Genomic DNA, 25,206 nt, shown 5'->3' on the forward strand with positions numbered 1-25,206 from the left:
GCAACAAGTCGAGGGCCCTCCGATGGACTGGTCGCATTCTCAGATCCCGCCGATGCGGCTCGAGGCGCGCTTTGGCGATCGGGTCGTGCCGGCATTCTGTGGCCGGCCGGCGAGCATCTGGGCGATGATTGCGGACGCCTGCGCGCGGAATACCGATGGCGAAGCGCTGATCTGCGGCAATGTCCGGCTGAGCTGGCGGCAGGTCGTGGACCAGGCCGCGCGGATCGCGGCGGGCTTCCGCAAGCTCGGCCTGCAACGCGGCGACCGCGTCGCAATCCTGCTCGGCAACCGCGTTGAATTTCCGCTGATCCTGTTTGCCGCCGCGCATGAGGGCCTCGTCACGGTCCTGCTCAGTACACGCCAGCAGAAGCCGGAGATTGCCTATGTGCTGACCGATTGCGGCGCCAAAATCCTGATCCACGAAGCGGCGCTCGCCGAGCGGCTGCCTGATGCGCGGGACATTCCCGACGTGATCCATCGCATCGCCATCGACGTCGATCCGCAGCTCTCGCGTTTCGCAGTGCTCGCAGACAACGCGCCCGCCTCGGCGCCGGTCGATGTCAGCGAGGAGGATACCGCGATGATCCTCTACACTTCGGGCACGACCGGCAAGCCGAAGGGCGCGATGCTTGCCCATTGCAACATCGTCCATTCCTCGATGGTGTTCGCGTCCTGCCTGCAATTGACGGCGGCGGACCGTTCGATCGCGGCGGTGCCGCTCGGCCATGTCACCGGCGTCGTCGCCAACATCACGACCATGATCTGCTGCGGCGGCGCGCTGATCATCATGCCGGAGTTCAAGGCAGCCGATTATCTCAAGCTCGCGGCCCGCGAGCGCGTCACCTACACGGTGATGGTGCCGGCGATGTACAATCTCTGCCTGCTCCAACCCGATTTCGACGGCTATGATCTCTCGAGCTGGCGCATCGGCGGCTTCGGTGGCGCGCCGATGCCGGTCGCGACCATCGAGAAGCTCAAGGCGAAGATTCCGGGGCTGAAGCTGATGAACTGCTACGGCTCGACCGAGACAACGTCGCCGTCCACGATCATGCCGGGCGAACTGACGGCAAGCCATATCGACAGCGTCGGCCTGCCGTGCCCTGGCGCGCGTATCGTGGCGATGGGGACGGACGGGCGTGAGATGCCGCACGGCGAGATCGGCGAGCTCTGGATCCAGAGCGCTTCCGTCATCAAGGGCTACTGGAACAACCCGAAGGCCACAGCCGAGAGCTTCACCTCGGGCTTCTGGCATTCCGGCGATCTCGGCTCGGTCGATGCGGACGGCTTTGTCCGCGTGTTCGACCGGCAGAAGGACATGATCAATCGCGGCGGCTTGAAAATCTACTCAGCCGAGGTCGAATCCGTGCTGGCCGGCCATCCCGCCGTGGTCGAAAGCGCGATCATCGCCAAACCATGCCCGGTGCTGGGCGAGCGCGTCCACGCGGTGGTGGTCACGCGCGCGCCGGTTGCCGGCGAGGCCTTAAGGGCCTGGTGCGCCGAGCGGCTGTCCGACTACAAGGTCCCCGAAACCATAGCGATCACCGCCGAGCCGCTGCCGCGCAACGCCAACGGCAAGGTGCTGAAACGCCAGCTGCGGGAGATTCTGGTCGGAACCTGAGCGGATAGGGCGTCCTCCAGGGTATCCCGGGCGGGTTAACGCCTTGATTGGGCTTGCTTTGCCTTGCCACCGCCATATCGATAGGGTATCGCCGCCGCCACGTGGGGACGGGTTTTTGACGCGAACAATCTGGCGCGCGCTCCCGGCCGGGGCATGGGATTGGCTTAAGTGGCTGAATTATTTGACGAAGTCGACGAGGAAGTACGTCGCGAACAGCTCAAGAAGCTGTGGGATAAATATTCGATCTACTTCATCGCCCTGATGGTGCTGATCGTGGCCGCCGTGGGTGGCTGGCGCGGTTACCAGTATCTGGAAACCAAGAAGGCTGCCGAGGCCGGCGCCGCCTTCGAGAAGGCCGTCGAGCTGTCCGAGCAGGACAAGCACGCCGAGGCCGAGGCCGCCTTCACCGATCTCGCCGTCAAGGCGCCTTCGGGCTACCGAACGCTGGCGCGGCTGCGCGCTGCGGCTGAGGCGTCGGCTCGCGATCCCAAGGCCGCCGCGAAAATGTACGACGATATTGCCGCCGACCGCAGCGTCGCCGGTGAGTGGCAGGACCTCGCCAAGGTCCGCGCGGCCGGCTTGCTGCTCGACAGCGTTGGCTATGCCGACATGCAGCAGCGGCTGGAGGCCTCCGCCGCGCCCAAGTCGACTTTCCGTCACAGCGCCCGCGAGATGTTGGCGCTATCGGCCTGGCGCAACAACGACATGACCGCGGCCCGCAAATGGCTCGACGCGATCGCCGAGGATGGCGAAACGCCGCCGGGCCTGCGTTCGCGCGCTGACGCGCTCCAGGCCCTGCTGCCGCCCGTCGCCAAAAGCTGACGGCCCCGAGAGCTGAGACGAGATACCGATATGCGCCGCACGCCACGCTTGATCGCAGCCGCCGTCCTGATCGCCTTCACGGGCGTCCTGGGCGGCTGCTCCAGCTTCGATCCGAGCGACATGCTCGACTTCCTCGACACCAAGAAGAAGCTTCCGGGCGACCGCAAGCCGGTCTTCCCCGAGGGGGTGCCGGGCCTCGAGCAGGGCGTCCCGCGGGACATGTACAAGGGCGCGCAGCAGCAGCCGGATCCGAACACGGCTGCCGTTGCCGCTGCGCCGGTCGAGCCACCGCCCGAGTCGGCCAAATCGGCAAAGGGTGCCAAGGCGAAGAAGACCAGGCAGCCTGCCACCGCCGCGACCGCGCCCGCTGAGGCGCCGGCCGGCGAAGTCGACGGCGAGGTCCAGCCCGAGGCAGCGCCGCCCACGGCCGCTCCGCCGCCCAAGCAGAAGATCGTGCGCAAGCGCACCACCGCGCCACCGTCGGATCAGCCCGCCCAGCAGGCGCAACCGACCCAAACCACGCAGCAGCAATCGCAGGGAGCCTTCCCGGCGCCGATGCCGAGCGGCAGTTTCTCCCGCTGATTGTTTCATTGCATTGACAGGCGCGGCCCCCGCAGCGCACGAATGACCCATGTCCTTTACGATTGCCATTATCGGCCGGCCCAATGTCGGCAAGTCAACGTTGTTCAACCGCCTGGTCGGACAGAAGCTCGCGCTCGTCGACGATCTCCCCGGCGTCACCCGCGACCGTCGCGAGGGTGAGGCCAGGCTCGGCGACCTCGAATTCATCATCATCGACACCGCCGGCCTCGACGAGGGCGCCAAGGGTTCGCTCACGGCGCGCATGCAGGAGCAGACGGAGACCGCGATCGCGCAGGCCGACGCCCTGTTCTTCGTGATCGATGCCCGCGCTGGCCTTACGCCGAACGACCGCGCCTTCGCCGATTTCGCCCGCCGCGCCAACAAGCCGGTGCTGCTGGTCGCCAACAAGAGCGAGGGCAAGCATGGTGATGCCGGCGCGATGGAGGCCTTTGCGCTCGGCCTCGGCGATCCCATCCAGGTCTCGGCCGAGCACGGCGAGGGCATGGGCGAGCTTTACGACGCCCTGGCCCGGCTGATGCCTGAACCTGTCGACGAAGATGAAGCCGAGGACGACGAGCCGCTCTCGGAGGAAGAGGCAGCGACGCGCCCGATCCGGGTCGCGATCGTCGGCCGGCCCAATGCCGGCAAGTCGACGCTGATCAACCACCTGCTCGGCGAGGAGCGCCTGCTGACGAGCCCGGAGGCCGGCACCACGCGCGATTCCATCGCGGTCGAGATCAACTGGAAGGGCCGCGAGTTTCGCGTGTTCGACACCGCCGGCCTGCGCCGGCGCTCGCGCATCGAGGAGAAGCTGGAGAAGCTCTCGGTTGCGGACGCATTGCGCGCGGTGCGATTTGCCGAAGTCGTCGTGATGACGATGGATGCGCAAAACCGCTTCGAGGAGCAGGACCTGCGCATCGCCGACCTGATCGAGCGCGAGGGCCGCGCGATCGTGCTCGCCGCCAACAAATGGGACCTGATGGAGAGCAAAGGTGGCGGTGCCATCTCGGGCTTGCGCCGCGACGCCGACCACTTGCTGCCGCAGGTCAAGGGCGTGCCGATCGTCGCCGTCTCCGGCTTGATGGGCGAGGGCATTGATCGCCTGATGCAGGCGATCCAGGACGCCTACGCGCTGTGGAACAGGCGCGTGTCGACCTCGGCATTGAACCGCTGGTTCGAGGAGGCAGTCCAGGCCAATCCGCCGCCCGCCGTGTCAGGCCGACGGCTCAAGCTGAACTACATCACGCAGACCAAGGCGCGCCCGCCGAGCTTTGTGCTGTTCTGCTCGCGCGCGGACGCCGTGCCGCAGTCCTACCTTCGCTATCTCACCAATTCGCTGCGTGAGGCCTTCGATCTGCCGGGCACACCTGTACGCATCACCTTGCGCGAGAAAGCCAATCCCTTCGCGCACAAGCGCAAGCGATTGTCGTGAGCGAAGAGGCCGGTGAGGCGACAGCGCCAGGCGCTGCGCCGGTCCGGCGCGGCGCGGTCGCCTTCATCTTCGTCACCATCCTGCTCGACATGCTCGCGCTCGGCGTGATCATGCCGATTCTGCCGAAACTGATCGAGAGCTTTGTCGACAACGACACGGCGCATGCGGCACGCATTTTTGGACTGTTCGGCACCGCCTGGGCGCTGATGCAGTTCGTGTTCTCGCCGCTCCTGGGTGCGCTGTCGGATCGCTTCGGGCGGCGTCCGGTGGTGCTGATGTCGAACTTCGGGCTCGCGGCCGACTACGTGCTGATGGCGCTCGCGCCGTCGCTCGTCTGGCTGTTCGTCGGCCGCGTGATCTCGGGCATCACCTCGGCCAGCATCTCGACCGCCTTCGCCTATATCGCCGACATCACGCCGCCGGAACGGCGTGCGGCGGTCTTCGGCAGGATCGGGGCGGCCTTCGGCGCCGGTTTTATCCTGGGCCCGGCGCTGGGCGGTTTGCTCGGCGACATCGATCCGCGACTGCCGTTCTGGGCATCGGCGGTCCTGAGCTTCGCCAATGCGCTCTATGGCCTCTTGATCCTGCCGGAATCGCTGGCGCCGGAGAAGCGCGCGCCGTTCCGCTGGCGGAGCGCCAATCCGATCGGTGCGCTGCGCCTGCTGCGTTCCAACACGGTGCTGGCTGCGTTGTCGGTCGTCAACTTCGTCGCGCAGGTCGCGCATGTGGTGCTGCCATCGACCTTCGTGCTCTATGCGACCTACCGCTATGGCTGGGATTCCAAGACGGTCGGGCTGACGCTCGCAATGGTCGGCATCTGCGCCATGGTGGTGCAGGGGCTTGCCATTGGTCCGATCGTGCGCGTGCTTGGCGAGCGGAATGCGCTGCTGCTCGGCCTGTGCTGTGGCGCGATCGGCTTCATGATCTTCGGCAGTGCGCCGACCGGACCGCTGTTCTGGCTCGGCATTCCCGTGATGTCGCTGTGGGGCATCTCGGGAGCCGCGATGCAATCGCTGATGACGCGGCTGGTCGCGCCCGACCAGCAGGGCCAATTGCAGGGCGCGACCGCGAGCGTGCAGAGCGTGTCGCAGCTCGTCGGCCCTTTCCTGTTCACGCTGACGTTCTCTTACTTCATCGGCGGTGGCGCGCCGCTGCATCTGCCCGGCGCGCCGTTTTTGCTTGCGGGAGTGTTGATGGTGGCGTGCGTGGCAATCGCGATGAGGACGCTGACTGCGACGAAGACGGTTTCGTAGGGTGGGCAAAGCGAGAAGCGTGCCCACCGCTTTTTCTTCCCGACGGCGGAGAGATGGTGGGCACGGCGCTTTCGCGCCTTTGCCCACCCTACGTCAGCATCGACTTATTTCTTCACCAGCGGGCAGTCGCTGGCCTCGAGCGGCTTGGCGGCGTCTTCGGGCGCGATGGTGGCCACCAGCTTGTAGTAGTCCCACGGCCCCTTCGACTCTTCCGGCTTCTTCACCTCGAACAGGTAGGCGGGGATGAGGCGGCGGCCATCGGCGCGCAGCGGGCCTTTGCCGAACAGCGGATCGTCGGTCGGGATCTCCTTCATCTTGGCCACGACCTTGGCGCCGTCATGCGGATTGCCGCCGAGCGCGTCCATCGCCTTCAGGTAATGCAGGACGCCGGCATAAAGGCCCGCAACCGTCATCGACGGCATCGAGCCCTTGGGCGAGACCTTCTGGAAGCGCTTCGACCATTCGCGGGTCTGGTCGTTGAGGTCCCAGTAGAAGGACTCGGTGAAGGTCAGGCCCTGCGCGGTCTTCAAGCCCAGCGAGTGCACGTCGTTGATGAACAGCAGCAGCGCCGCAAGCTTCTGGCCGCCCTGAACGATGCCGAATTCGGAGGCCTGCTTGATCGCGTTGGTCGTGTCGCCGCCGGCGTTGGCGAGGCCGACGATCTTGGCTTTCGATGACTGAGCCTGAAGCAGGAAGGAGGAGAAGTCAGCCGTGTTGAGCGGGTGCTTGACGCCGCCGAGCACCTTGCCGCCATTGGCGGTAACGACGGCGCTGGTGTCGCGCTCCAGCGCATGGCCGAACGCATAGTCGGCGGTCAGGAAGAACCAGCTGTCGCCGCCGGCCTTGGTCAGCGCCTTGCCGGTGCCATTGGCCAACATGTAGGTGTCATAGGTGTAGGAGACCGTGTTCGGCGTGCAGGCCTTGCCGGTGAGATCGGCGGTCGCCGCGCCCGAATTGAGCAGCACCGAGTTCTTTTCCTTGACAAGGTTATTGACCGCGAGCGCCACGCCCGAACTCGGGGTGTCCGAGATGACGTCGACCTTGTCGTTGTCGATCCATTGCCGGGCGATGTTGACGCCGATGTCGGGCTTGTTCTGGTGATCACCCGAGATGACCTCGATGGTCCAACCCTTGGCCTTCAGGCCGGAATCTTCGACCGCCATTTTCACCGCGGCCACCGAATTTGGTCCGCCGATGTCGGCATAGAGGCTCGACATGTCGTTCAACACGCCGATCTTGACGGTCTTGTCCTGGGCGTAGGCGGATGTTGCAAAACCGAAGGTGGCACAGGCCAGAAATGCCGCAGTGCGGCGCGCGAGCGTCGTCATGAAAGGTTTCCTCCATTGTCAAATATTCGGGCGGCTCTCTTGGATGGAGCCTTGTTCCGGTTGATGGCTCTAGCGTGTCCCGCGGTCCGCGGCAATGCGCCTTAAGCCGGACGATGCTGTGTCGAAGCGTCGTCCGGCCGTTAACTTTTGGGCAGGACCGGCCGCGATCTATTTGAGCGCGTCCGAGGTCAACTTGAATTTCTGGATGCGCTTCCCGGTATCGACCTCGGCGGTATAGACGTTACCCTTGGCGTCGATGGCCATGGCATGCACCCAGTGGAATTGCCCGGCATTGCGGCCATTGCGGCCGAAGCTGCCGACCACGCTGCCGTCATCGCGCTTGATGATCCGGATCTCGTTGTTCTCGCCGTCTGCGCTGAGCAGATAAGTCTGCTTCGGATCGGGCCAGATCGCAATGTCCCAAACCGCGCCGTTGCCGAGCGTGTTCCTCTCGAAGAAGAACTCCTTCACGAAGGTGCCATCCTTCCGGAACACCTGGATGCGGTTGTTGATGCGGTCGCAGACATAGACCAGCGCGTCATTGGCGAGTTTCACGCAGTGGACGGGGTTGCCAAATTGTTGGGCAACGGGGGCCTTGGGATCATAGGCCGACTGCTTGTCGTCGTTCGGCTTGTTGCCATAGGCGCCCCAGTGCCGCTTGTAGGCCAGCGTGCTCGCGTCGAACACGATGACGCGGCGGTTGCCATAGCCGTCGGCGACGTAGATTTCGTTGGCCTCCTTGTCGATCGCGGTCTCGGCGGGCTTGCCAAGCTGCGTCGTGTCGTTGCTGCCCAGGCTCGGCGCGATCTTGCCGATTTGGGCGACGAACTTGCCCTCGAGCGTGAACTTCAGGATGGCGTTGTCGTTGTCGGCATTGCCGCCCACCCAGACGAAGCCGCGCTCGTCGACCTCGATGCCATGCTCGCGGCCGACCCATTCATAGCCTTCGCCCGGACCGCCCCAGGATCGCAGCAGGTTGCCGTCGGTGTCGAATTCGAGCACGGGCGGCGCCGACACGCAGCACTTGGACCGCGGCGGGTTGAGGCTCGCGCCTTTCTCGTCGTCGGTGAGCGAGCGCGGGCGATGGATCACCCAGATGTGGCCTTGCCAGTCGACGGTGATGCCGCCGACCTGGCCGAGGATCCAGTTGTTCGGCAGCGGGTTCGGCCAGGAGGGATCGACCGCGAAGGTCGGGACATCGCCCGCGGCCGCAACAGCTGGAAGGGCGAATGCGATTGCTGCAATCAGGATGGAGACGGCGTGGGAGACGCGTGCGAGCGCACGGTCGAGGCCTGCGCGATTCTGCCACGGTGCCATGGCAACCTCCCTTTTTGGCTTGCGGCTTGCTGCCGCTTGAGCGCGGCAGTCAATCGCGGGAGGGGGGCCAAGTCAATCAGGCCAAGTCAATCAGGCCGGCGAGCGGAAGCTCATCAAGCTGCGCGTCTTGTAGTCGTAGAATTTGCCGGTCTCGGTCCAGTCGGGCGCGCACATCGGCACGATGAGTTCGGCGACCTGCTCGGGCGTCTCCAGCGTCGCTGGATCCTCGCCCGGCATCAGGGTTGCGCGCATGCGAGTGCGGATCGGACCCGGGTTGAACAGGTTGATGCGGAGCTTGGTGTTCGCGGTCTCCTGCGCCCAGGCGCGCGCCAGCGTTTCCAGCGCGGCTTTGGAGGCGGCGTAGGGGCTGACATAGGCGGTCGCCTTGTTGGCGGCGCCCGAGGTGATGAACACGGCGCGGCCGGCGTCGGACTGCTTGAGAAGCGGCTCCATGCAGCGGATCAGCTGGAAGTTCGCGGAGACGTTCACGGCCATCACGTCGTTGAAGGTCTTCAGCTCGATATGGCCGACCGGCGAGGAGGGGCCAAGTACGCCGGCATTGCCGACGAGAATATCGAGCTTGCCGTAGCGCTCGTGAAGGCCGGCGCCAAGCCGCGCGATGCCGTCGGAATCGGTTAGGTTGAGCGGCACTAGCGTGGCGCTGCCGCCGTCTTTCCGGATCTCGTCATCGAGCTCTTCGAGCCCGCCCTGCGTGCGCGCGACCGCCACGATATGCGCGCCGGCCCTGGCCAGCGCTCTTGCCGTGGCGAAGCCGATGCCGCGCGAGGCGCCGGTGACGAGAGCGATGCGGTTGGCGAGGAGCTTTGTCATTGAAAGGTTCTATCCAGCGTCGTCCTGGCGAAAGCCAGGACCCATACGCCGTGACGTTTATGGCTGGGGAAGATGGTTGTCACACCTTCTTCGAACCACGGAGGCCTGTGGTAATGGGTCCTGGCTTTCGCCAGGACGACGAACTTAACTCGCCTCCGCCAACAGCGACAATTGCCGTGGCTGCGGTTCGGTCTGGGTCTGGTCGGTGAGGTGCGTCGGATAGGCGCCGGTAAAGCAGTGATCCGAGAACTTCGGATTGGCCGGGTCGCGGCCGGGCTCGCCCATGGCGCGGTACATGCCGTCGATCGAGAGGAAAGCAAGCGAGTCGGCGCCGATGATCTCGCGCATTTCCTCGAGCGAATGCGTCGCGGCGAGCAGGCCGCCGCGGTCGGGCAGGTCGATGCCGTAATAGTCCGGATAAAGGATCGGCGGCGAAGCGAGACGGAAGTGAACTTCCTTCGCACCGGCGTCGCGCATCATACGCACGATCTTCCTCGAGGTGGTGCCGCGCACCAGCGAGTCATCGATCAGGATGATGCGCTTGCCCTCGATCGCGGCGCGGTTCGCCGAATGCTTCATGCGCACGCCGGACTCGCGGATCGCCTGCGTCGGCTGGATGAAGGTGCGGCCGACATAGTGGTTGCGGATGATGCCGAGCTCGAACGGCACGCCGGAATGCTGACTGTAACCGACCGCGGCGGGCACGCCGGAATCCGGCACCGGCACCACGACGTCGACCGGCACATGGCTCTCGCGCGCGAGCTGCGCGCCAAAGGCCTTGCGCACCTCGTAGACGGAGCGGCCGTGGACGATGGAATCCGGACGGGAGAAGTAGATGTATTCGAAGATGCAGGGACGCGGGGCTATCGGGGGGAACGGCTTGTGGATGTCCTGGCCGTTCTCGTCGAACACGATGACTTCGCCAGGCTCGATGTCGCGCACGAAGCGCGCGCCGATGATGTCGAGTGCACAGGTCTCCGAGGTCAGGATCGGGCAGCCGTCGAGATCGCCAAGCACCAGCGGGCGGATGCCGCGCGGGTCGCGCGCGCCGACCAGCTTCTTGTTGGTCAGCGACACCAGCGCATAGGCGCCTTCGATCTCGCGCAGCGCGTCGATATAGCGTTCGATGAAGCGGCTGCGCCTGGAGCGTGCGACCAGATGCAGGATCACCTCGGTGTCAGTGGTCGACTGCATCATCGAGCCGTTCTTCACCAGCTCGCGGCGCAGCGTCAGGCCGTTGGTGAGATTGCCGTTATGCGCGACGGCCAGGCCGCCGGCATTCAATTCGGCGAACAGCGGCTGCACGTTGCGCAGGATGGTTGCGCCGGTCGTGGAATAGCGGACATGGCCGACCGCGACAGTGCCGGGCAGGCGGTCGATCACTTCACGGCGGGAGAAAGTGTCGCCGACGAGACCGAGGCGGCGTTCGGAATGAAAGCGGCTGCCGTCGTAGGAGACGATGCCGGCGGCTTCCTGGCCGCGGTGCTGAAGGGCGTGGAGGCCGAGGGCGGTGACGGCGGCGGCGTCCGGGTGACCGTAGATGCCGAATACGCCGCATTCCTCGCGCAGCGTATCTCCCTCCAGATCGTCCTGAAGCTCTAGCGCGGCCGGACTCAAATTGGCCTTTGGATCGAGATCAAGCTGGGCGTCCTGGTCAGGGTTTCGCATCTCGTCCGCGCCTCTCTGTAGGGCCTAATCAACGCGCCGCAGGTTTCTCGATCAGCTTTTTAAGGCTGTCACGAGCCGGTTTACTGTATCCGTCGCCACTGCTCGAAGGCTGCTGCTCGGACTCAGCTTGATCATCATCTGGTTTGTTTTTCTTGAATCTCTTCAAGATGGTGTTCTCGGGGTCATCCGGCAAGAGGGCCATCAGCCAATCCCCGGTTCCCTGGAGAACCACGCGGGACTTGGCTCCCGTGACCCAATCCGGGCGCTGCTTGTCCGGCACCAGCCAGGTGAAGAACAGGAAGGCGACCACAACGATCAAAAGCCCGCGAGCCAGCCCGAACAGGAAGCCGAGGGTGCGGTCCAGCGCGCCGATCCGCGAATCCAGGATCATGTCGGAGATCCGGACCGTGATCACGGAGACCACGACCAGGGTGCCCACGAACACGCCAGCGACCACGACCACGCTCGCGACGGTATCGTTGTTGAAATAGGTCTTTGCGGTCGGCAGCAGCTTTGAGAAGGAATAGAGCGTCACGATCGCCGCCGTGCCCCACGCCGCGATCGACAGGATTTCGCGCATGAAGCCGCGGACCATCGCGAGCAGGCCCGAGATCAGCATCACACCGAGCAGGATCAGGTCGAGGAGTGTTACTGGCATCGGCTGGTCTGGTCCGCTCGTACTCTCGAAGGTGCTCAGCGAATCGGTGTTTGGCCGCCGCCCTAACTGAGGGGCAGACGACGCTGCCGGCAAGGCCGCAACCACGCAATCCCATGCTGCTTTTGTGACGGCTGTATAGCGGCAGGGGCCGGAGACGTCACCTCCGGCTAACCCTCTCCACGGCGGAATCTTGCCGGTGTGGCATTTTTCTCTGCCGGTGCGTTCGATTCGCCCCTGCGGGAGCCGCGGGCGGCGATTTCCGCCACCAGGGTCGTCAGGTTGTTGACCGCATTGAGCGTGAGCCCGGCGTCTCCGCCGGCTTCGCCGCGGGCCGATTCGGGCAGTACGGCGCGCTGGAAGCCGAGTTTTGCCGCTTCCTTCAGCCGGGCCGGGGTCTGCGCCACTGGGCGGACCACGCCGGAGAGCGATATCTCGCCGAAATAGACCGCATCGGTCGGTAACTGCGCGTTAACCAGGGAAGACACCAGCGCCGCCGCGGCGGCCAGATCGGCGGCCGGCTCGTGGATGCGCAAGCCGCCGGCGACGTTCAGATAGACGTCGTGGCCGGACAGCTTGACCCCGCAATGGGCCTCCAGCACGGCCAGTACCATCGAGAGCCGGCTCGGGTCCCAGCCGACCACGGCCCGGCGCGGGGTGCCGAGCGAGGTCGGAGCCACCAGCGCCTGCAATTCGACCAGGACCGGCCGGGTCCCCTCGATGCCCGCGAACACGGCCGTGCCCGGTGTGCCGAGATCGCGTTCCGACAGGAACAGCTCCGACGGGTTGGTGACCTCGCGCAGGCCAAGGCCCGTCATCTCGAACACGCCGATTTCGTCGGTGGGCCCGAAACGGTTCTTCACGGCGCGCAGGATGCGGAATTGCTGCGAGCCTTCGCCCTCGAAGGACAGTACGGCATCGACCATGTGCTCGACCACGCGGGGGCCTGCGATCTGGCCGTCCTTGGTGACGTGGCCGACCAGGATGATGGCCGCGCCCGTCTTCTTGGCGAAGCGGATCAAGGCCTGCGCCGAGGCACGCACCTGCGTCACCGTGCCGGGCGCGGATTCCGCCGTGTCGGTCCACATGGTCTGGATCGAATCGATCACGATCAGCCGGGGGACCGCGCCTTCCGACAGCGTCGAGACGATGTCTTCCACCGATGTCTCGGCGGCAAGCTGCACCGGTGCATCCGATAGCCCGAGACGCTCGGCGCGCAGGCGCACCTGAGCGACCGCCTCTTCGCCGGAGATGTAGACGATGCGGTGGCCGGCGCGTGCCAGCAGGCTGGTTGCTTGCGTGAGCAGCGTCGACTTGCCGATGCCAGGATCGCCGCCGACCAGCAGCACCGAGCCCCGGACGAAGCCGCCGCCGGTCACGCGATCGAGCTCGGTCATGCCGGAGGATAGGCGAGGTGCGTCCTGGGTTTTTCCCGACAGACTCTCGAGCGCAAACGTCCGTCCCTTGCGCTTGGAGCGGATCGACACCGGCACGCTGCCGGTCGCGTCCTCCTCGGCGAGTGTATTCCACTCACCGCAGGACTCGCACTTGCCCTGCCAGCGGTTATAGGCCGCGCCGCAGTTCTGGCAGACGAAGGAAAGGGTGGATTTGGCCATGGGATAGTGAGTCGTACTCAGGAGGATTGCGTCGCGTTCCATAGCATGGAGAGCCCCGCCGCGACCATGATCGCGTCCATCACCAGGCGGAACATTTCCGGCTTCAGGCGCAGCACGAAGCGTTTTGCGATGAAGGCGCCTGCCATCAGCGAGGAGCCGGCGACCAGGCCCTTGATGAAGACATCCTGCGTCAACGCGCCGAAACGTTCGAAGGTCACGGACTTCGCGAAGTAGAGCCCGAGCGATGCGGCAGCCTCGGTTGCAAGAAAGGCGCCCTTGGACAGGCCGTAGAACAGGAACAGCGGTACGCTGAGCGGGCCGGTCGAGACCACGATGCCGGTGAGATAGCCGATGATCGCTCCGCCGATCGCGAGGTGCCAGAGATTGGCCTTGAGGGCATGGCGCGCGAGCCAGTGCCGCACCGGCACCATCGCGATCAGGAAGATGCCGATGGCGAGATCGACCGCGTGCGCGGGCAGCGCCAGCAGCGTGCGCGCGCCGAGCGCGGCGGCCGGGATGCCCGTGACCGAATAGGCCGCGCAGGCCCGCCAGTCGACCTCGCGCCACCAGGCCAAGATCCGCGAAAAATTCGCCATCACGGAAGCCACCGCCATGATCGGCACGGCTTCCTTCGGCCCATAGGCATAGACCAGCACCGGCATCAGCATGATCGACGACCCCGTGCCGACGATGCCTGAGATGGTGCCGGCCAGGAGGCCGACGATGAGGACGAAGAGAAAGGCCAAAATGGTCTCCACGAATCGGGAGAGTTTAGCCGGGGGCGGTCACGCGGGCGATTCGTCCTAGGCGAGGGAACCTATCGCACTGCGCATTGGCATGCCCGTTTGGGCGCCCGCCTTGAGGCACTTTAATGCAGCAGCTTCGCAGCTCACATCGAGCGCGTGTTGCAGGGAGGCCCCCTCGTGCAGCATGGCCGCAAATGCGCCGACAAAAGTGTCGCCGGCACCGGTCGTGTCCACGGGCGTGATGCGCGGGGCGGGCGCGCGCAGGCGGGTGGCGTCGGCGGTAACGGCCAGCGCGCCTTGTGCGCCGGCGGTGACGATGCAGCTGAGGTTACCGGCTCTGGCGAGCTCAGCGGCCGCGACTTCGTAATCAGATGGTGCGAGGCCGATGGCCGCGGCGGCATCCAGCGCCTCATGTTCGTTGACGAGGAGATAGTCAGTGACGGCGAGAAGCTCCGTCACCATCTCACGGGTCATCTTCTCCGGGACCGGCGCGAGGTTCCAGATGACCGTGCCGGAGGCCGATGTCGTCCGGCGCGCGGCCTCGACCGCATGCGCAAAAGGAACTTCCATCTGAAGCACCAGCACCGTGTCGGGACTGAAGAGTGCGGCAGGCAAGTTACCGGCGGTCGCGGCCATGTTGGCGCCGCTTGCCACCGTGATCGCATTCTCGCCGGCCTGATCGACCGTGATGAAGGCGCAGCCGGTCGGTTCCTCGGACCTGACGACGAGATCGGTGTCGACGCCGTTTGCCCGGAGGTTCTCGATCGCGCTGTCGCCGAATCCGTCCTGGCCGACGCGGCCCGCCATCCGGACCTGTCGCGGTCCTGCGATCCGCGCGGCGGCGACCGCCTGATTGGCGCCCTTGCCGCCGAAATGCGTCTGATAGGACGGCGCGAGCACCGTCCGGCCGGGGCCGGGAATGACCGGGACCAGAGCAACCAGATCGACGTTGAGCGATCCGAACACCAGGATCATGGTAGGCGGCCTGTCAGCCTTGCTCGTCCATAACGCGCAGCTTTTCGACCCGGCGGCGGAAATCCTCATCGGTCGAGAATTCGGCGGAGAGATAGGACGAGACGAGATCCACGGCGAGCCAGGCGCCGACGATCTGCGCGCCGATGCACATGACGTTGACGTCGTCATGCTCGACGCTTTGATGAGCGGAATGGATGTCGTGGCAGACCGCGGCGCGAATGCCTTTCATCTTGTTGGCGGCGATCGAGGCACCGACGCCGGTGCCGCACACCATGATGCCGCGTGCCGCTTCGCCCGAGCTCACCTTCTGCGCCACGGCGCGTGCGATGTCGGGGAAGTCCACCGGCTTGTCGTCATAGGAGCCGACGTCGACGATTTCGTGGCCGAGGCTGCGGATGTGGTCGATGATGGTTTGCTTGAGCGGCCAGCCGGCGTGGTCGGATCCGATGACGAGACGCATATGATTTCCTTTTCGATTGTGCATTGACCGTGACAGCCGCAAAACGGCTGTCACGGCTTCTTTCTGGTTCAGCTGCGCATGTCGGGCGGCAGATCGACCCCGTGGAATTTCTTGTAGATGGCGTTCAGCTTGCCGTTTTTGACGTTCTCTGCGATCCAGGCGTTGAGCTTGTCCATCAGGCGCTGTTCGCCCTTCTTCAGGCCGATGGCGAGATCGAAGGTCGCGAGCGGAATCCTGGACTCGAAGACGCGCGCCGGATTTTTCACCCCGATCTGATTGATGATCGTCGCCGACGAGCCGACGCAATCGACCTGCCCGGAGACGGCTGCCGTCACCATCGTAGCATCGTCGTCGTAACGCGCGATCTTGAGGTCCTTGTCCTTCATGTTGGACAGGGTCGTGTCCTGCGTAGTGCCGCGCGAGACGCCGATCGACTTGTCTTTCAGGTCAGGCCAGTCCTTGACGGTCGACGACTTCAGGCAACCGACATCCGATTGGAGCGTCGCGTAGCGCTTCGTGAAGTCGATGACCTTGGCGCGCTCGGCCGTCACCGACAGGGTCGAGATAATGATGTCGGCCTTGCCGGTCAGGACGTTCGGTATGCGGGTCGCGCCAGTGGTCTGGATGAATTCGAGCTCGAACCCCCAGTCCTTGGCGAGCAGCTGGGCCACTTCGACGTCGGAGCCGGTCGGCTTCATGCTGGAATCCATCATGCCCGAGGGCGGAATGGCGACATCCGTCGAAATGCGGATCTTCTTTGCCTGCACGATGTCGTCGAGCAGGTCGGCCGATGCCGACGTGGTTGACATCATGATGAAGCCGCATAGCGCGGCGGCAGCTCCAAGCAGTTTCTTGTTTATCATCCTTGGTTCTCCTCTCCTGTTATGATTTTAGATTTCCAGTGCCGACGAATTGCGTGAGTTCGGCCGTCGTGGGCGACGTCAGGATCGAGGCGGGTCCGGTCTCGTGGACCTTGCCGCGATGCATGAAGACGATCCGGTCGGCGATACCTTTGGCAAATCCCATCTCGTGGGTGACCATCACCATGGTCATGCCGTCGGCCGCCAGCTGTTCGATCACCTTCAGCACTTCACCGGTCAGTTCGGGATCGAGCGCGGATGTGACCTCGTCGAACAGCATGACTTTCGGCTGCATGGCCAGCGAACGGGCGATCGCGGCGCGCTGCTGCTGGCCGCCCGAGAGCTGCTCGGGATAGGCGTGCAGCTTTTCCTCGAGCCCGACTTGCGCCAGCACCTTGCCTGCCAACTCCTTGGCTCGGGACGTCGCCATGCCCTTCACGGCGCAGGGGGCGAGCGTGATGTTCTGCTCGATCGTGAGGTGCGGAAACAGATTGTAGCTCTGGAACACGATGCCGACGTCCTGACGGAGCGCGCGCAGATCGACGTCGGGACGGTCGACGCGATGTCCGCAGACGACGATCTCGCCGCCGTCAACCTTCTCGAAGCGGTCGATGCAGCGGAGCGCCGTGCTCTTGCCCGAGCCGGAGCGGCCGATGAGCGCCAGCACCTCGCCGCGCTCGACGGCAAAGCTGACGCCGTCGAGCACCCGGAGCGGGCCAAAGCTCTTCTGCACGTCGCGGAGCGACACGATTGGTTCGGAGGAGGGGATGATTTGCTGCATGTCAGGCTGGCGCGAGGTTGGTTCTGCCACGCCCCATCCGCCGTTCCAGCCTCTGGCTGAACAGCGACAGGGGATAGCACATGGCGAAATAGACGACGGCGATGATCGCGTAGATGACGAACGGCTCGAACAGCGAGTTGTTGACGATCTGGCCCGACCGCATCAACTCGACGAAGCCGACCACCGAGGCGAGCGAGGTGTTCTTGATGATCTGCACCATGAAGCCGACGGTCGGCGGTGTCGCGATGCGGATGGCCTGCGGCAGGATCACCTTCATCATGCGCTGGGTCCGGCTCAGTGCGAGTCCCTCGGCGGCCTCCCATTGCGGCTTCGGCACGGACTGGATGCAGCCGCGCCAGATCTCACCGAGATAAGCAGCGACATAGAGCGTGAGGGAGGCGCCGGCGGCCGTGAGCGACGAGACTTTGAGGCCGATCGCGGCGAGGCCGAAATAGCCGAGGAACAGGATGACCAGCAGCGGCGTGCCCTGAACGAGCTGAACATAGATCGCGCTGGCGAGCCGCACGGATTTGAGCGGCGATATCCGCGCGAGCGCGATCACGAAGCCGACGATGCCGCCGCCGATCAGCGCGATCACGGACAATCCGACCGTCCACAGCGCGCCCTGGCCGAGGAAGATCAGATGGTTGATGTTGAGATGTCCGCCCATGGTCATCTCACAACGGCGTGCCGAGCCGGCGCCGGCGCGGAAACAGCACGAGGCCGAGACCCCAGAAGCCGGCGCGCATGACGAGCGACAGGACGATATAGAGCACGGCGACGATGATGTAGGTCTCGAAGGCGCGATAGGTGTCGGACTGGATGTAGTTGGCGATGGCGGTGAGTTCTTCGGCCGAGATCTGCGAGCAGACCGAGGAGGCCAGCATCAAGAGCACGAACTGGCTGGTGAGTGCCGGGTAGACCTTCTCGATCGCCGGCAGCAGGATGATGTGCCAATAGATCTGGAGGCGCGACAGCGCCAATCCCTCGGCCGCCTCGATCTGGCCGCGCGGGATCGCCTCGAAGCCGGCGCGCATGATCTCTGCGGTGTAGGCGCCGACATTGATCGTCAGCGCGGCGACCGCCACGGTGAAGGCGGAGAGTTTCAGACCAAGGCTGGCGAGCCCGAAATAGACCAGGAAGATCTGCACCAGCAGCGGTGTGTTGCGGATCGTCTCGACATAGACTTTGCAGGCACCCGCGATCAGCGAGCTTTGCGAGCCGCGGCCGACGGCTGCGAGCGTGCCGAACAGGGCGCCGAGCACAGTCGCGAAGAATGCCAACTCCAGCGTCAGCGCAGCGCCGCCGAGAAAGCTCGGCCATCGCTCCAGCACTGCGGGAAAGTCGAGTTGGACGCTCATCGTGTCGGGTCAGCCGGTCACCTGGTTGGTCATGCGGTCGTAGACACGGAACAGCGCCTGGTTGCCGTTGGCGCCCTCACCATGCGCGCGCGCATCGATATACTGGCTGGTAACGAGGGCGGTGCCGGGCAGCGGCACGTTCAGGGACTGCGCATGCTCCTGCACCAGGCGGAGGTCCTTCAGCATCAGGTCGATGCGGAAGCCGGCCGCCACGTCGCCCTCGATCATGGCGGGGCCGAGCTTGTCGAGCATCCAGGAGGCGGCGGAGCCGCCGAGCAGCACGTGGCGGAGCAGTTCGAGATCGACGCCCGAGGCACGCCCGAGCGCAAGCGATTCGCAGATCGCCTGGATGTTGATGCCGCAGATGAGCTGATTGCAGAGTTTGACGGTCTGGCCTGCGCCGCTGGCGCCGGCATGCGTGATGGTGGTGCCCATCGCGCGGAAGAAGGGCTCGGCCTGCGCAAAGGCGGCAGCGTCGCCGCCGGCCATGATCGAGAGCGCGGCGTTCTTGGCGCCCACCGGACCGCCCGAGACCGGCGCGTCGATGAAGCTGACGTCGATTTTTTTGAGGTCAGCATGGATGCGGCGGACGGCGACCGGCGAGATCGTGCTCATGTCGACGATCAGCTTACCGGCGGGTGGTGACTTCAGCAGGCCGTGCTCGCCGTAAACCGTTGCCTCAACGTGAGGAGTATCGGGCAGCATGGTAATGACGATGTCGGCGCCCTGCGCGGCATCCCCAGGGGTTTTTGCGCGGGTCGCGCCTTCCTTGACGATGTCTGCCACCGCGGCCTCGTTGAGGTCGAAGGCGCGCACCGCGTGCCCGGCCTGTAGAAGGTTGCGCACCATCTCCCGGCCCATCGTGCCGATGCCGATGAAGCCGACGCTGCCCTTGTCATCCCGTCCCATGTTGCTCGTCCGTTTCTTGATTAGCCTGTCCGCGGTCAGCGCGAGGCGCTGGTCTTGTCCATGTCGCCGACGATGGCACGCCGCCGATATTCATCGCCGATGGCAAAATGCTTGCGTAGCGTCGCGTCCGCTCGTTCCGGATCGCGCGCGATGACCGCCTCGAAGATGCGCCGGTGGTCGTCGATCAGATACGTCTTCATCGACGGGAAGGCCTGCACCAGCTCGCGGCGGCTGCGATGCGAATGCGTCAGCAGGCCCGCCATCGAATTGTGCAGGACCGTCAATGTCTCGGAGTGCGATGCGACGACGATGGAGCGATGGAATTCGAAATCGGCCATACCGCCAGCATCCGCCTCGTCGATCGTCTCCCCGATCTTCGCAAGCGTGCGCTGGAGGCGCTCGAAATCGGCGATATTGGCGCGCTCGCAGGCGAGCCGGATCGCCTGGCATTCGATCGCGACGCGCGCCTGCATCACGTCGTCGACCATGTCCGCCTGCTGGGCGAGCGCGAAGGTGAAGAAGTCGTTGAGCACCGAGACGTCCGGCCGCGTCACCACAGTGCCGATGCGGTCGCGGATCTCGACGATGCCGAGCACGGTGAGGGCGCGCAGCGCCTCGCGGACGATCGGCCGGCTGACGCCGAGGAGGCTGGCGAGTTCGCGCTCGGAGATCAGGCGGTCGCCGGGCTTGAGCGAGCCAGCAAGCAGGCGTTCGCGCAAGAAGGCAAACACCTTCTCGAACCCCTTTTCGCCTTCGGCGACCCGTTTCAGCTCCATCCCGGTCTCTTTTGGTCTGATCTTGGTCAGACCAGTATGCTAACCAGTACGCTCGGGTCAAGAGGCTGGAGTCAAACGGCCGGGAAAGGGGCGAGCGGCCCTCGTGTCAATCGGATGTGCGGGCACGCTAAAGCATTGAATCGATTGTGGTCGGCTACTGTGCATGGGGTTGTTTTTCATATTTTTGTTGGAGGGGCCGGAAGGCCGCTACCCGCGCCGGATCGAATTGCGAGACGAGGGCCCGCTGCTGACAGCATGTTGGCAGCAGCGACCGGCTACGACCACCTCCTGACAAAAGTGGAGAGTGCGGGTCATGCCGATCGAGGCAAGCTGTCATTGCGGTGAGACGGTGTTCGAGGTGACGGAGGCGCCGGCGAGTGTGACGCGCTGCACCTGTTCGCTCTGCGCCAAGCGGGGCGCATTGTGGGCCTATTACAAGCCGACGCAATTCCGCCTGCTGTCACCGCCGGAGAACGTCGCGACCTATCGCTGGGGCAGCCGCACCGTCAAACATCATTTTTGCGCAAGCTGCGGCTGCGGCACCTATTCGGAGTCGCCGGACTGGTCGTCCGGCAAACCCGACTTCGACAATCCCAAGGTCGGCGTCAACGCGCGCTTGTTCGACGATTTCGATCTGGAGGCGGTGCCGGTGAACCTGATCGACGGCAAGAATTTGTGGTGAGCGCTGTCACCGCAGCACCACCCACGCCGGCGCGTGATCGCTGGCGCCGTCCTCGCCGCGGATTTTCTTGTCGACACCGGCCTTGGCAAGGCGTGAGGCGAGGGCAGGGCTGAGCAGGAGATGATCGAGCCGCAGGCCGGCATCGCGCGGCCAGCGGTTCCGCTTGTAGTCCCAGAAGGTGTAGATGCGCTTGTCCGGGTTCAGTTCGCGGATCGCGTCGCACCAGCCTTGCGCGACGAGCGAGGCGAACGCCGCGCGGCTCTTCGGCTGGATCAAGGCATCCTTGTCCCACGACCGCGTCGGATAGATGTCGCTCGCGGTCGGCGCGACGTTGTAGTCGCCGGCGAGCACGACCGGCAAATCCTGCTTGATGAAAGTCCTGGCGTGTTGCTTGAGACGCGCGAACCAGTCGAGCTTGTTGTCGAATTTTGGTCCGGGCTGCGGGTTGCCATTCGGCAGATAGATGCTGGTGACGATGACACCGCGCACCGCGGCCTCGATGTAGCGCGCCTCGAGATCATCAGGCTTTCCCGGCAAACGATCGCGCGTCAGCACCGGCTCGACGTCGCGGGCGAGGATGGCGACACCGTTCCAGGTCTTCTGTCCGCGCCACACCGCGCCGTAGCCAGCCTTCTCGATGGCCGCCGCCGGAAATTCGCCATCACTTGCCTTCAATTCCTGGAGCGCGACGACATCAGGCTTTGCCGCGCGCATCCATGCCAGCAGATTGGGCAGGCGGCGATTGATGTTGTTGATGTTGAATGTCGCAATCTTCATGTAGAGCTGACCGCCTCTCACGTCCCGACACCGGAGATACAATGTCCAAGTTGAACTTTGCCGCTATTGCATTCGTCGTCGCATTCTCCGGCGCCGCTTCAGCACAGTCGGCCGATCCGCGCGGCGCGTGCAAGGCGGACTATGATAAATTCTGCGCCGGCATCGCGCCGGGCGGCGGTATCGTCGCCTGCCTCAACGGCAAGCGCGACCAGCTCAGCGCGACCTGCAAGACGGCGCTGGACAGTAGGAAGAAGAAGTAAGCGGCTGCCAGCTCACTCAGCTCGGCAGCGGCGGCGGGCTCGCCGGCTGCTCGACTGGCGGCGGGGAAGGCGGCTGCTCGGCAGTCGGCGGGGAAACCGGCCGCTCCAGCGGCTCCACCGCATTGCCGCCCTTGTAGACGCGGGCGTAGCGGCGGCCGAGGCTGGTCAGCACCTCATAGCCGATAGTGCCGAAGTGATGGGCAAGCTCGTCGACGGTGATGCCGCCGCCGAGCAGCGTCACCAAATGGCCGCGCCGTGCCGCGTTCGGGGCCAAGTCGGTGATGTCGATCGCGATCAAGTCCATGGAGACGCGGCCCGCGACGGGACAGCGCTTGCCGGCGACGATCACCTCGGCGCCGCGGGTGCCGTCATTGGAGCTGGCGGCGCGGAAATAGCCGTCGGCATAACCGACCGCGATGATCGCGAGTTTCGTCGGCCGCCGTGCGGTCCAGGTGCCGCCATAGCCGACGCTCTCGCCGCGCTCGACGTTGCGGATCTGCACGATGCGCGCCTTGAGATCGACTACGGGCTGCATCGGATTGTCGGCCTCCGGCGTCGGGTTGACGCCGTAGAGCGCGGCGCCCGGCCGCACCAGATCGAACTGGAACGGCGCGCCCAGGAAGATGCCGGACGAATTGGCAAGCGCCGCCGGCACGCCAGAAAATTCGCTGGCGATGCTGCGGAAGGCCGCGAGCTGCTTGGCGTTCACCGGGCTGTTGAGCTGCTCGGCCGAGACCAGATGGCTCATCACCAGCGTGATGCCGTGATCGCCCGCGTTGATGCGAGGGATGATGGCCTGCGCTTCCGCAAGCGTCAGCCCGAGCCGGTTCATGCCGGTGTCGATGTGGATCGCGGCGCCCCCGGTCCAGCCGGTGCGGCGGCAGAACACGTCCCATTCGGCAAGCTCGTTGAGGTCGCCGAGCACCGGCCGGCAGTTGATTTTGGCATAGTGCTCGCCGGTGTTCTGGAAGTAGCCGCCGAGCACGTAGATCGTGGCGTCGGGCGCCGCCGCGCGCGCGGTGCGCGCCTCCTCGATGGTAGCGACGAAGAAGGTCTTGCAGCCGGCCTTGTTCAGCGCGCGTGCGACCTGCTCGGTGCCGCAGCCATAGGCGTTGGCCTTGATCACCGCCGAGCATTCCGCAGGCACCGCCGTCTTCTCGAGCTTGCGCCAGTTGGCGATAATGGCGTCGAGATCGACGGTGAGCACGCCGCCGAAGGCTGCGAGCGCGGCAGCCTGATTGGCCTCCGCGGAGAGAAGGCCGGTTTGCGGGATCATGTTCGGGTCGGACGCCATTGTCATGGCGTCGTTTTACGCAAGAGGCCGCCGCGGTTCAACCCAGGGAACTTGGCCACGAACCTAGTAGTCGTTGCGATCCGGCAACTGGCCGTCATGGGCGAGGTCGCCGAACCGCGTGACGGAGGCGTCGAAGTGCAGCTCCACCGTGCCGGTCGGACCATGGCGCTGCTTGCCGATGATGACTTCGGCCCGGCCGACCGTGCGTTCCATGTCGCCCTGCCATTTGGCGTGTTCCTCGGTGCCGGGGCGCGGCTCCTTCATGGCGAGGTAATATTCCTCGCGAAACACGAACAGCACCACGTCGGCGTCCTGCTCGATCGAGCCGGATTCACGCAGGTCCGAGAGCTGGGGCCGCTTGTCCTCGCGGGATTCGACCTGACGCGAGAGCTGCGACAGCGCGATGATGGGGACGCTGAGCTCCTTCGCCAGCGCTTTCAGGCTGGTCGTGATTTCCGTGATTTCCTGAACGCGGCTGTCGTTGGAGCGCTTGCCCGAGCCGGACAGCAGCTGGATGTAGTCGATAACGATGAGATCGAGCCCCTTTTGCCGCTTCAGCCGGCGCGCGCGCGCCATCAGCTGCGCAATCGAGAGACCGCCGGTCTCGTCGACATAGAAGGGCAGCGACTGGAGCTCGATCGAGACCTGGCGGATCTTCTCGAAATCGGCTTCCGAGATGCCGCCGCGGCGGATGTGGGAGGAGGGAATGCCGGTGCGCTCCGCCACGATACGCGTGGCGAGTTGGTCGGCCGACATTTCGCAGGAGAAGAAGCCGATGACGCCGCCATTGGCGGCCTTCATGGTGCCGTCCGCCTGGAGTTCTGGAACATAGGCCTGGGCGACATTGTAGGCGATGTTGGTCGCAAGCGAGGTCTTGCCCATGCCGGGACGCCCAGCCACGATGATGAGGTCAGAGTGCTGCAAGCCGCCCATCTTGGTATCGAGGTCGCGCAGGCCCGTCGAGATGCCGGACAGCTTTCCGTCGCGCTGGAACGCTTTCGCCGCGAGATCGACCGCGAGCGTCAAGGCCTGCGAGAATTTCTGAAAGCCGCCATCATAACGGCCGGACTCCGCCAGTTCGTAGAGGCGGCGTTCGGCGTCCTCGATCTGCGCCCTCGGCGCGAAGTCGACCGGGGCGTCATAGGCGACATTGACCATGTCCTCGCCGATGCCGATCAGGTCGCGCCGTAACGCCAGGTCGTAGATGGTGCGGCCGTAGTCCTGGGCGTTGATGATCGTGGTCGCTTCGGCGGCGAGGCGCGCCAGATACTGCCCGATGGTCATGCCGCCGACGTCGGTATCGGCGGGGAGGAACGTCTTCAGCGTGACGGGCGTGGCGATCTTGCCCATCCGGATCAGGCTGCTGGCGGTCTCGAAGATGGTCTGGTGCAGCGGCTCGAAGTAGTGCTTCGGCTCCAGGAAGTCGGAGACCCGGTAGAAGGCGTCGTTGTTGACCAGAATTGCGCCCAGAAGGCTCTGTTCCGCCTCGATATTATGCGGCGCACTCCGATAGGCTGGAGTTCCGGCGTCGGGCGCGAGTTTGAGGACGTTCGAATCAGTCTGGGCCATGGTCGGGCGTGCTTAGCAATTTTCTTGGGCGGATGCGGGGCCGGGATAAAGCACCGACGCAGGCCGAAGCGGAAGCAAAAGCTGACCGCTATCAACTGATCATTAAAGCGGTGGATGACTAGCAACCGCAGCACGCGCCGCGCTTGACGGATTTTCACGGAATTCGCCGCGCCAGGAAGCGGCTGCGACTGCGCCACGGAAAAATCCGGATGAGGTGAACCTTATATGTCGGCGTGCCGACCTACCCAGAAGCGCGTCCAATATGGCGCGCTGGCCACTTTCGGCACAGGTTTAGACCAGCAGGAGGTAGACCAGCGCAACCAGGGCCGCGCCGACGCCGGTGGCGATCAGCGCGTAATCGGTGCGGAGGTCGTCCTGCACGTCGAATGAGGTTTGGCTCTCTTTGCTCATGCCGATCGTCTAAGCCAGGGCCGACCAGACTCATGTGAAGCAGATCACATCTCCCCGGATTCTTTCGGGGTTAGTACCGGAACGGGTAGGCGGGAGAGCGGTTGTTCCGGGACCCCGCCATCAAGGGAGACGAGGCAAGCGATGCGGCCAGAACGGCAGCCCCAGATTTGGCGAAGCGAGGCTGCCAGCCGGCTTTGGCTTTCGGGGCTGATTGCCGCCATGG

The 25,206-nt window shown here is 64.9% G+C and carries 25 protein-coding genes; 7 read left to right on the forward strand and 18 right to left on the reverse strand.

Annotated elements, in window-relative coordinates:
• Window positions 1–22: 22 nt before the first annotated feature.
• The 5 genes from IVB18_RS22525 (at window position 23) to IVB18_RS22545 (ending at window position 5,707) form a co-directional block, all read left to right on the forward strand.
• On the forward strand, window positions 23–1,618 hold the full coding sequence (locus IVB18_RS22525) for a class I adenylate-forming enzyme family protein (RefSeq protein WP_247991138.1): 1,596 nt from the start codon (window positions 23–25) through the stop codon (window positions 1,616–1,618).
• A gap of 168 nt (window positions 1,619–1,786) precedes the next feature.
• The gene (locus tag IVB18_RS22530; protein ID WP_247991139.1) at window positions 1,787–2,440 is read left to right on the forward strand and encodes a tetratricopeptide repeat protein; all 654 of its coding nucleotides are present in this window, start codon (window positions 1,787–1,789) and stop codon (window positions 2,438–2,440) included.
• Window positions 2,441–2,470: 30 nt separating this feature from the next.
• Window positions 2,471–3,022 carry a hypothetical protein gene (locus tag IVB18_RS22535; protein ID WP_247991140.1) on the forward strand — a complete coding sequence of 184 codons (552 nt, stop codon included), beginning with the start codon at window positions 2,471–2,473 and terminating at the stop codon, window positions 3,020–3,022.
• Between the two features lie 49 nt (window positions 3,023–3,071).
• A complete protein-coding gene (gene der, locus IVB18_RS22540; protein ID WP_247991141.1) occupies window positions 3,072–4,454 on the forward strand; it encodes a ribosome biogenesis GTPase Der in 1,383 nt (460 codons plus the stop codon).
• Window positions 4,451–5,707, forward strand: a complete 1,257-nt coding sequence (locus tag IVB18_RS22545; RefSeq protein ID WP_247991142.1) for a TCR/Tet family MFS transporter — start codon at window positions 4,451–4,453, stop codon at window positions 5,705–5,707. Before der ends, IVB18_RS22545 begins: the two co-directional genes overlap by 4 nt.
• Window positions 5,708–5,811: 104 nt before the next feature.
• Here IVB18_RS22545 and IVB18_RS22550 read toward each other — a convergent pair whose 3' ends face one another.
• From IVB18_RS22550 to IVB18_RS22620, 15 genes are all read right to left on the reverse strand, one after another.
• On the reverse strand, window positions 5,812–7,035 hold the full coding sequence (locus IVB18_RS22550) for an ABC transporter substrate-binding protein (protein ID WP_247991143.1): 1,224 nt from the start codon (window positions 7,033–7,035) through the stop codon (window positions 5,812–5,814).
• 168 nt (window positions 7,036–7,203) lie between these two features.
• Window positions 7,204–8,352, reverse strand: a complete 1,149-nt coding sequence (locus IVB18_RS22555; protein ID WP_247991144.1) for a hypothetical protein — start codon at window positions 8,350–8,352, stop codon at window positions 7,204–7,206.
• Window positions 8,353–8,442: 90 nt separating this feature from the next.
• The gene (locus IVB18_RS22560; protein ID WP_247991145.1) at window positions 8,443–9,183 is read right to left on the reverse strand and encodes an SDR family NAD(P)-dependent oxidoreductase; all 741 of its coding nucleotides are present in this window, start codon (window positions 9,181–9,183) and stop codon (window positions 8,443–8,445) included.
• Between the two features lie 144 nt (window positions 9,184–9,327).
• Window positions 9,328–10,851, reverse strand: coding sequence for an amidophosphoribosyltransferase (gene purF, locus IVB18_RS22565; RefSeq protein WP_247991146.1), 1,524 nt, complete (start codon window positions 10,849–10,851; stop codon window positions 9,328–9,330).
• Window positions 10,852–10,879: 28 nt separating this feature from the next.
• Window positions 10,880–11,509 carry a CvpA family protein gene (locus tag IVB18_RS22570; RefSeq protein ID WP_247991702.1) on the reverse strand — a complete coding sequence of 210 codons (630 nt, stop codon included), beginning with the start codon at window positions 11,507–11,509 and terminating at the stop codon, window positions 10,880–10,882.
• A 167-nt stretch (window positions 11,510–11,676) separates the two neighbouring features.
• On the reverse strand, window positions 11,677–13,122 hold the full coding sequence (gene radA / locus IVB18_RS22575) for a DNA repair protein RadA (RefSeq protein WP_247991147.1): 1,446 nt from the start codon (window positions 13,120–13,122) through the stop codon (window positions 11,677–11,679).
• A gap of 17 nt (window positions 13,123–13,139) precedes the next feature.
• Window positions 13,140–13,868 (reverse strand): sulfite exporter TauE/SafE family protein, encoded by a 729-nt coding sequence (locus IVB18_RS22580; protein ID WP_247991148.1) that lies wholly within the window; start codon window positions 13,866–13,868, stop codon window positions 13,140–13,142.
• A gap of 57 nt (window positions 13,869–13,925) precedes the next feature.
• On the reverse strand, window positions 13,926–14,843 hold the full coding sequence (locus tag IVB18_RS22585; protein WP_247991149.1) for a ribokinase: 918 nt from the start codon (window positions 14,841–14,843) through the stop codon (window positions 13,926–13,928).
• 13 nt (window positions 14,844–14,856) lie between these two features.
• A complete protein-coding gene (gene rpiB, locus IVB18_RS22590; protein WP_247991150.1) occupies window positions 14,857–15,303 on the reverse strand; it encodes a ribose 5-phosphate isomerase B in 447 nt (148 codons plus the stop codon).
• A gap of 68 nt (window positions 15,304–15,371) precedes the next feature.
• Window positions 15,372–16,166 carry a transporter substrate-binding domain-containing protein gene (locus IVB18_RS22595; protein WP_247991151.1) on the reverse strand — a complete coding sequence of 265 codons (795 nt, stop codon included), beginning with the start codon at window positions 16,164–16,166 and terminating at the stop codon, window positions 15,372–15,374.
• 19 nt (window positions 16,167–16,185) lie between these two features.
• Window positions 16,186–16,944 carry an amino acid ABC transporter ATP-binding protein gene (locus IVB18_RS22600; protein ID WP_247991703.1) on the reverse strand — a complete coding sequence of 253 codons (759 nt, stop codon included), beginning with the start codon at window positions 16,942–16,944 and terminating at the stop codon, window positions 16,186–16,188.
• A gap of 1 nt (window position 16,945) precedes the next feature.
• The gene (locus IVB18_RS22605) at window positions 16,946–17,614 is read right to left on the reverse strand and encodes an amino acid ABC transporter permease (RefSeq protein WP_247991152.1); all 669 of its coding nucleotides are present in this window, start codon (window positions 17,612–17,614) and stop codon (window positions 16,946–16,948) included.
• A 7-nt stretch (window positions 17,615–17,621) separates the two neighbouring features.
• Complete coding sequence (locus tag IVB18_RS22610) at window positions 17,622–18,305, reverse strand: amino acid ABC transporter permease (RefSeq protein WP_247991153.1); 684 nt, start codon at window positions 18,303–18,305, stop codon at window positions 17,622–17,624.
• A gap of 9 nt (window positions 18,306–18,314) precedes the next feature.
• A complete protein-coding gene (locus IVB18_RS22615) occupies window positions 18,315–19,214 on the reverse strand; it encodes an NAD(P)-dependent oxidoreductase (RefSeq protein ID WP_247991154.1) in 900 nt (299 codons plus the stop codon).
• 35 nt (window positions 19,215–19,249) lie between these two features.
• The gene (locus IVB18_RS22620; protein WP_247991155.1) at window positions 19,250–19,990 is read right to left on the reverse strand and encodes a FadR/GntR family transcriptional regulator; all 741 of its coding nucleotides are present in this window, start codon (window positions 19,988–19,990) and stop codon (window positions 19,250–19,252) included.
• Window positions 19,991–20,303: 313 nt separating this feature from the next.
• Here IVB18_RS22620 and IVB18_RS22625 point away from each other — a divergent pair, with 313 nt between their 5' ends.
• Window positions 20,304–20,672, forward strand: a complete 369-nt coding sequence (locus IVB18_RS22625) for a GFA family protein (RefSeq protein ID WP_247991156.1) — start codon at window positions 20,304–20,306, stop codon at window positions 20,670–20,672.
• A gap of 6 nt (window positions 20,673–20,678) precedes the next feature.
• Here the strand turns inward: IVB18_RS22625 and IVB18_RS22630 are convergent, their stop codons facing one another.
• Entirely contained in the window at window positions 20,679–21,449 is a 771-nt protein-coding gene (locus tag IVB18_RS22630; RefSeq protein WP_247991157.1) for an exodeoxyribonuclease III, read from the reverse strand.
• 41 nt (window positions 21,450–21,490) lie between these two features.
• Here IVB18_RS22630 and IVB18_RS22635 point away from each other — a divergent pair, with 41 nt between their 5' ends.
• Window positions 21,491–21,709 (forward strand): cysteine rich repeat-containing protein, encoded by a 219-nt coding sequence (locus tag IVB18_RS22635; RefSeq protein WP_247991158.1) that lies wholly within the window; start codon window positions 21,491–21,493, stop codon window positions 21,707–21,709.
• Window positions 21,710–21,725: 16 nt separating this feature from the next.
• Here IVB18_RS22635 and alr read toward each other — a convergent pair whose 3' ends face one another.
• Window positions 21,726–23,003, reverse strand: a complete 1,278-nt coding sequence (gene alr / locus IVB18_RS22640) for an alanine racemase (protein WP_247991159.1) — start codon at window positions 23,001–23,003, stop codon at window positions 21,726–21,728.
• Window positions 23,004–23,066: 63 nt separating this feature from the next.
• Complete coding sequence (locus IVB18_RS22645) at window positions 23,067–24,572, reverse strand: replicative DNA helicase (protein ID WP_247991160.1); 1,506 nt, start codon at window positions 24,570–24,572, stop codon at window positions 23,067–23,069.
• Window positions 24,573–25,206: the final 634 nt, after the last annotated feature.

It is taken from the genome of Bradyrhizobium sp. 186, from assembly GCF_023101685.1.
In the GTDB taxonomy this organism is placed as follows: domain Bacteria; phylum Pseudomonadota; class Alphaproteobacteria; order Rhizobiales; family Xanthobacteraceae; genus Bradyrhizobium.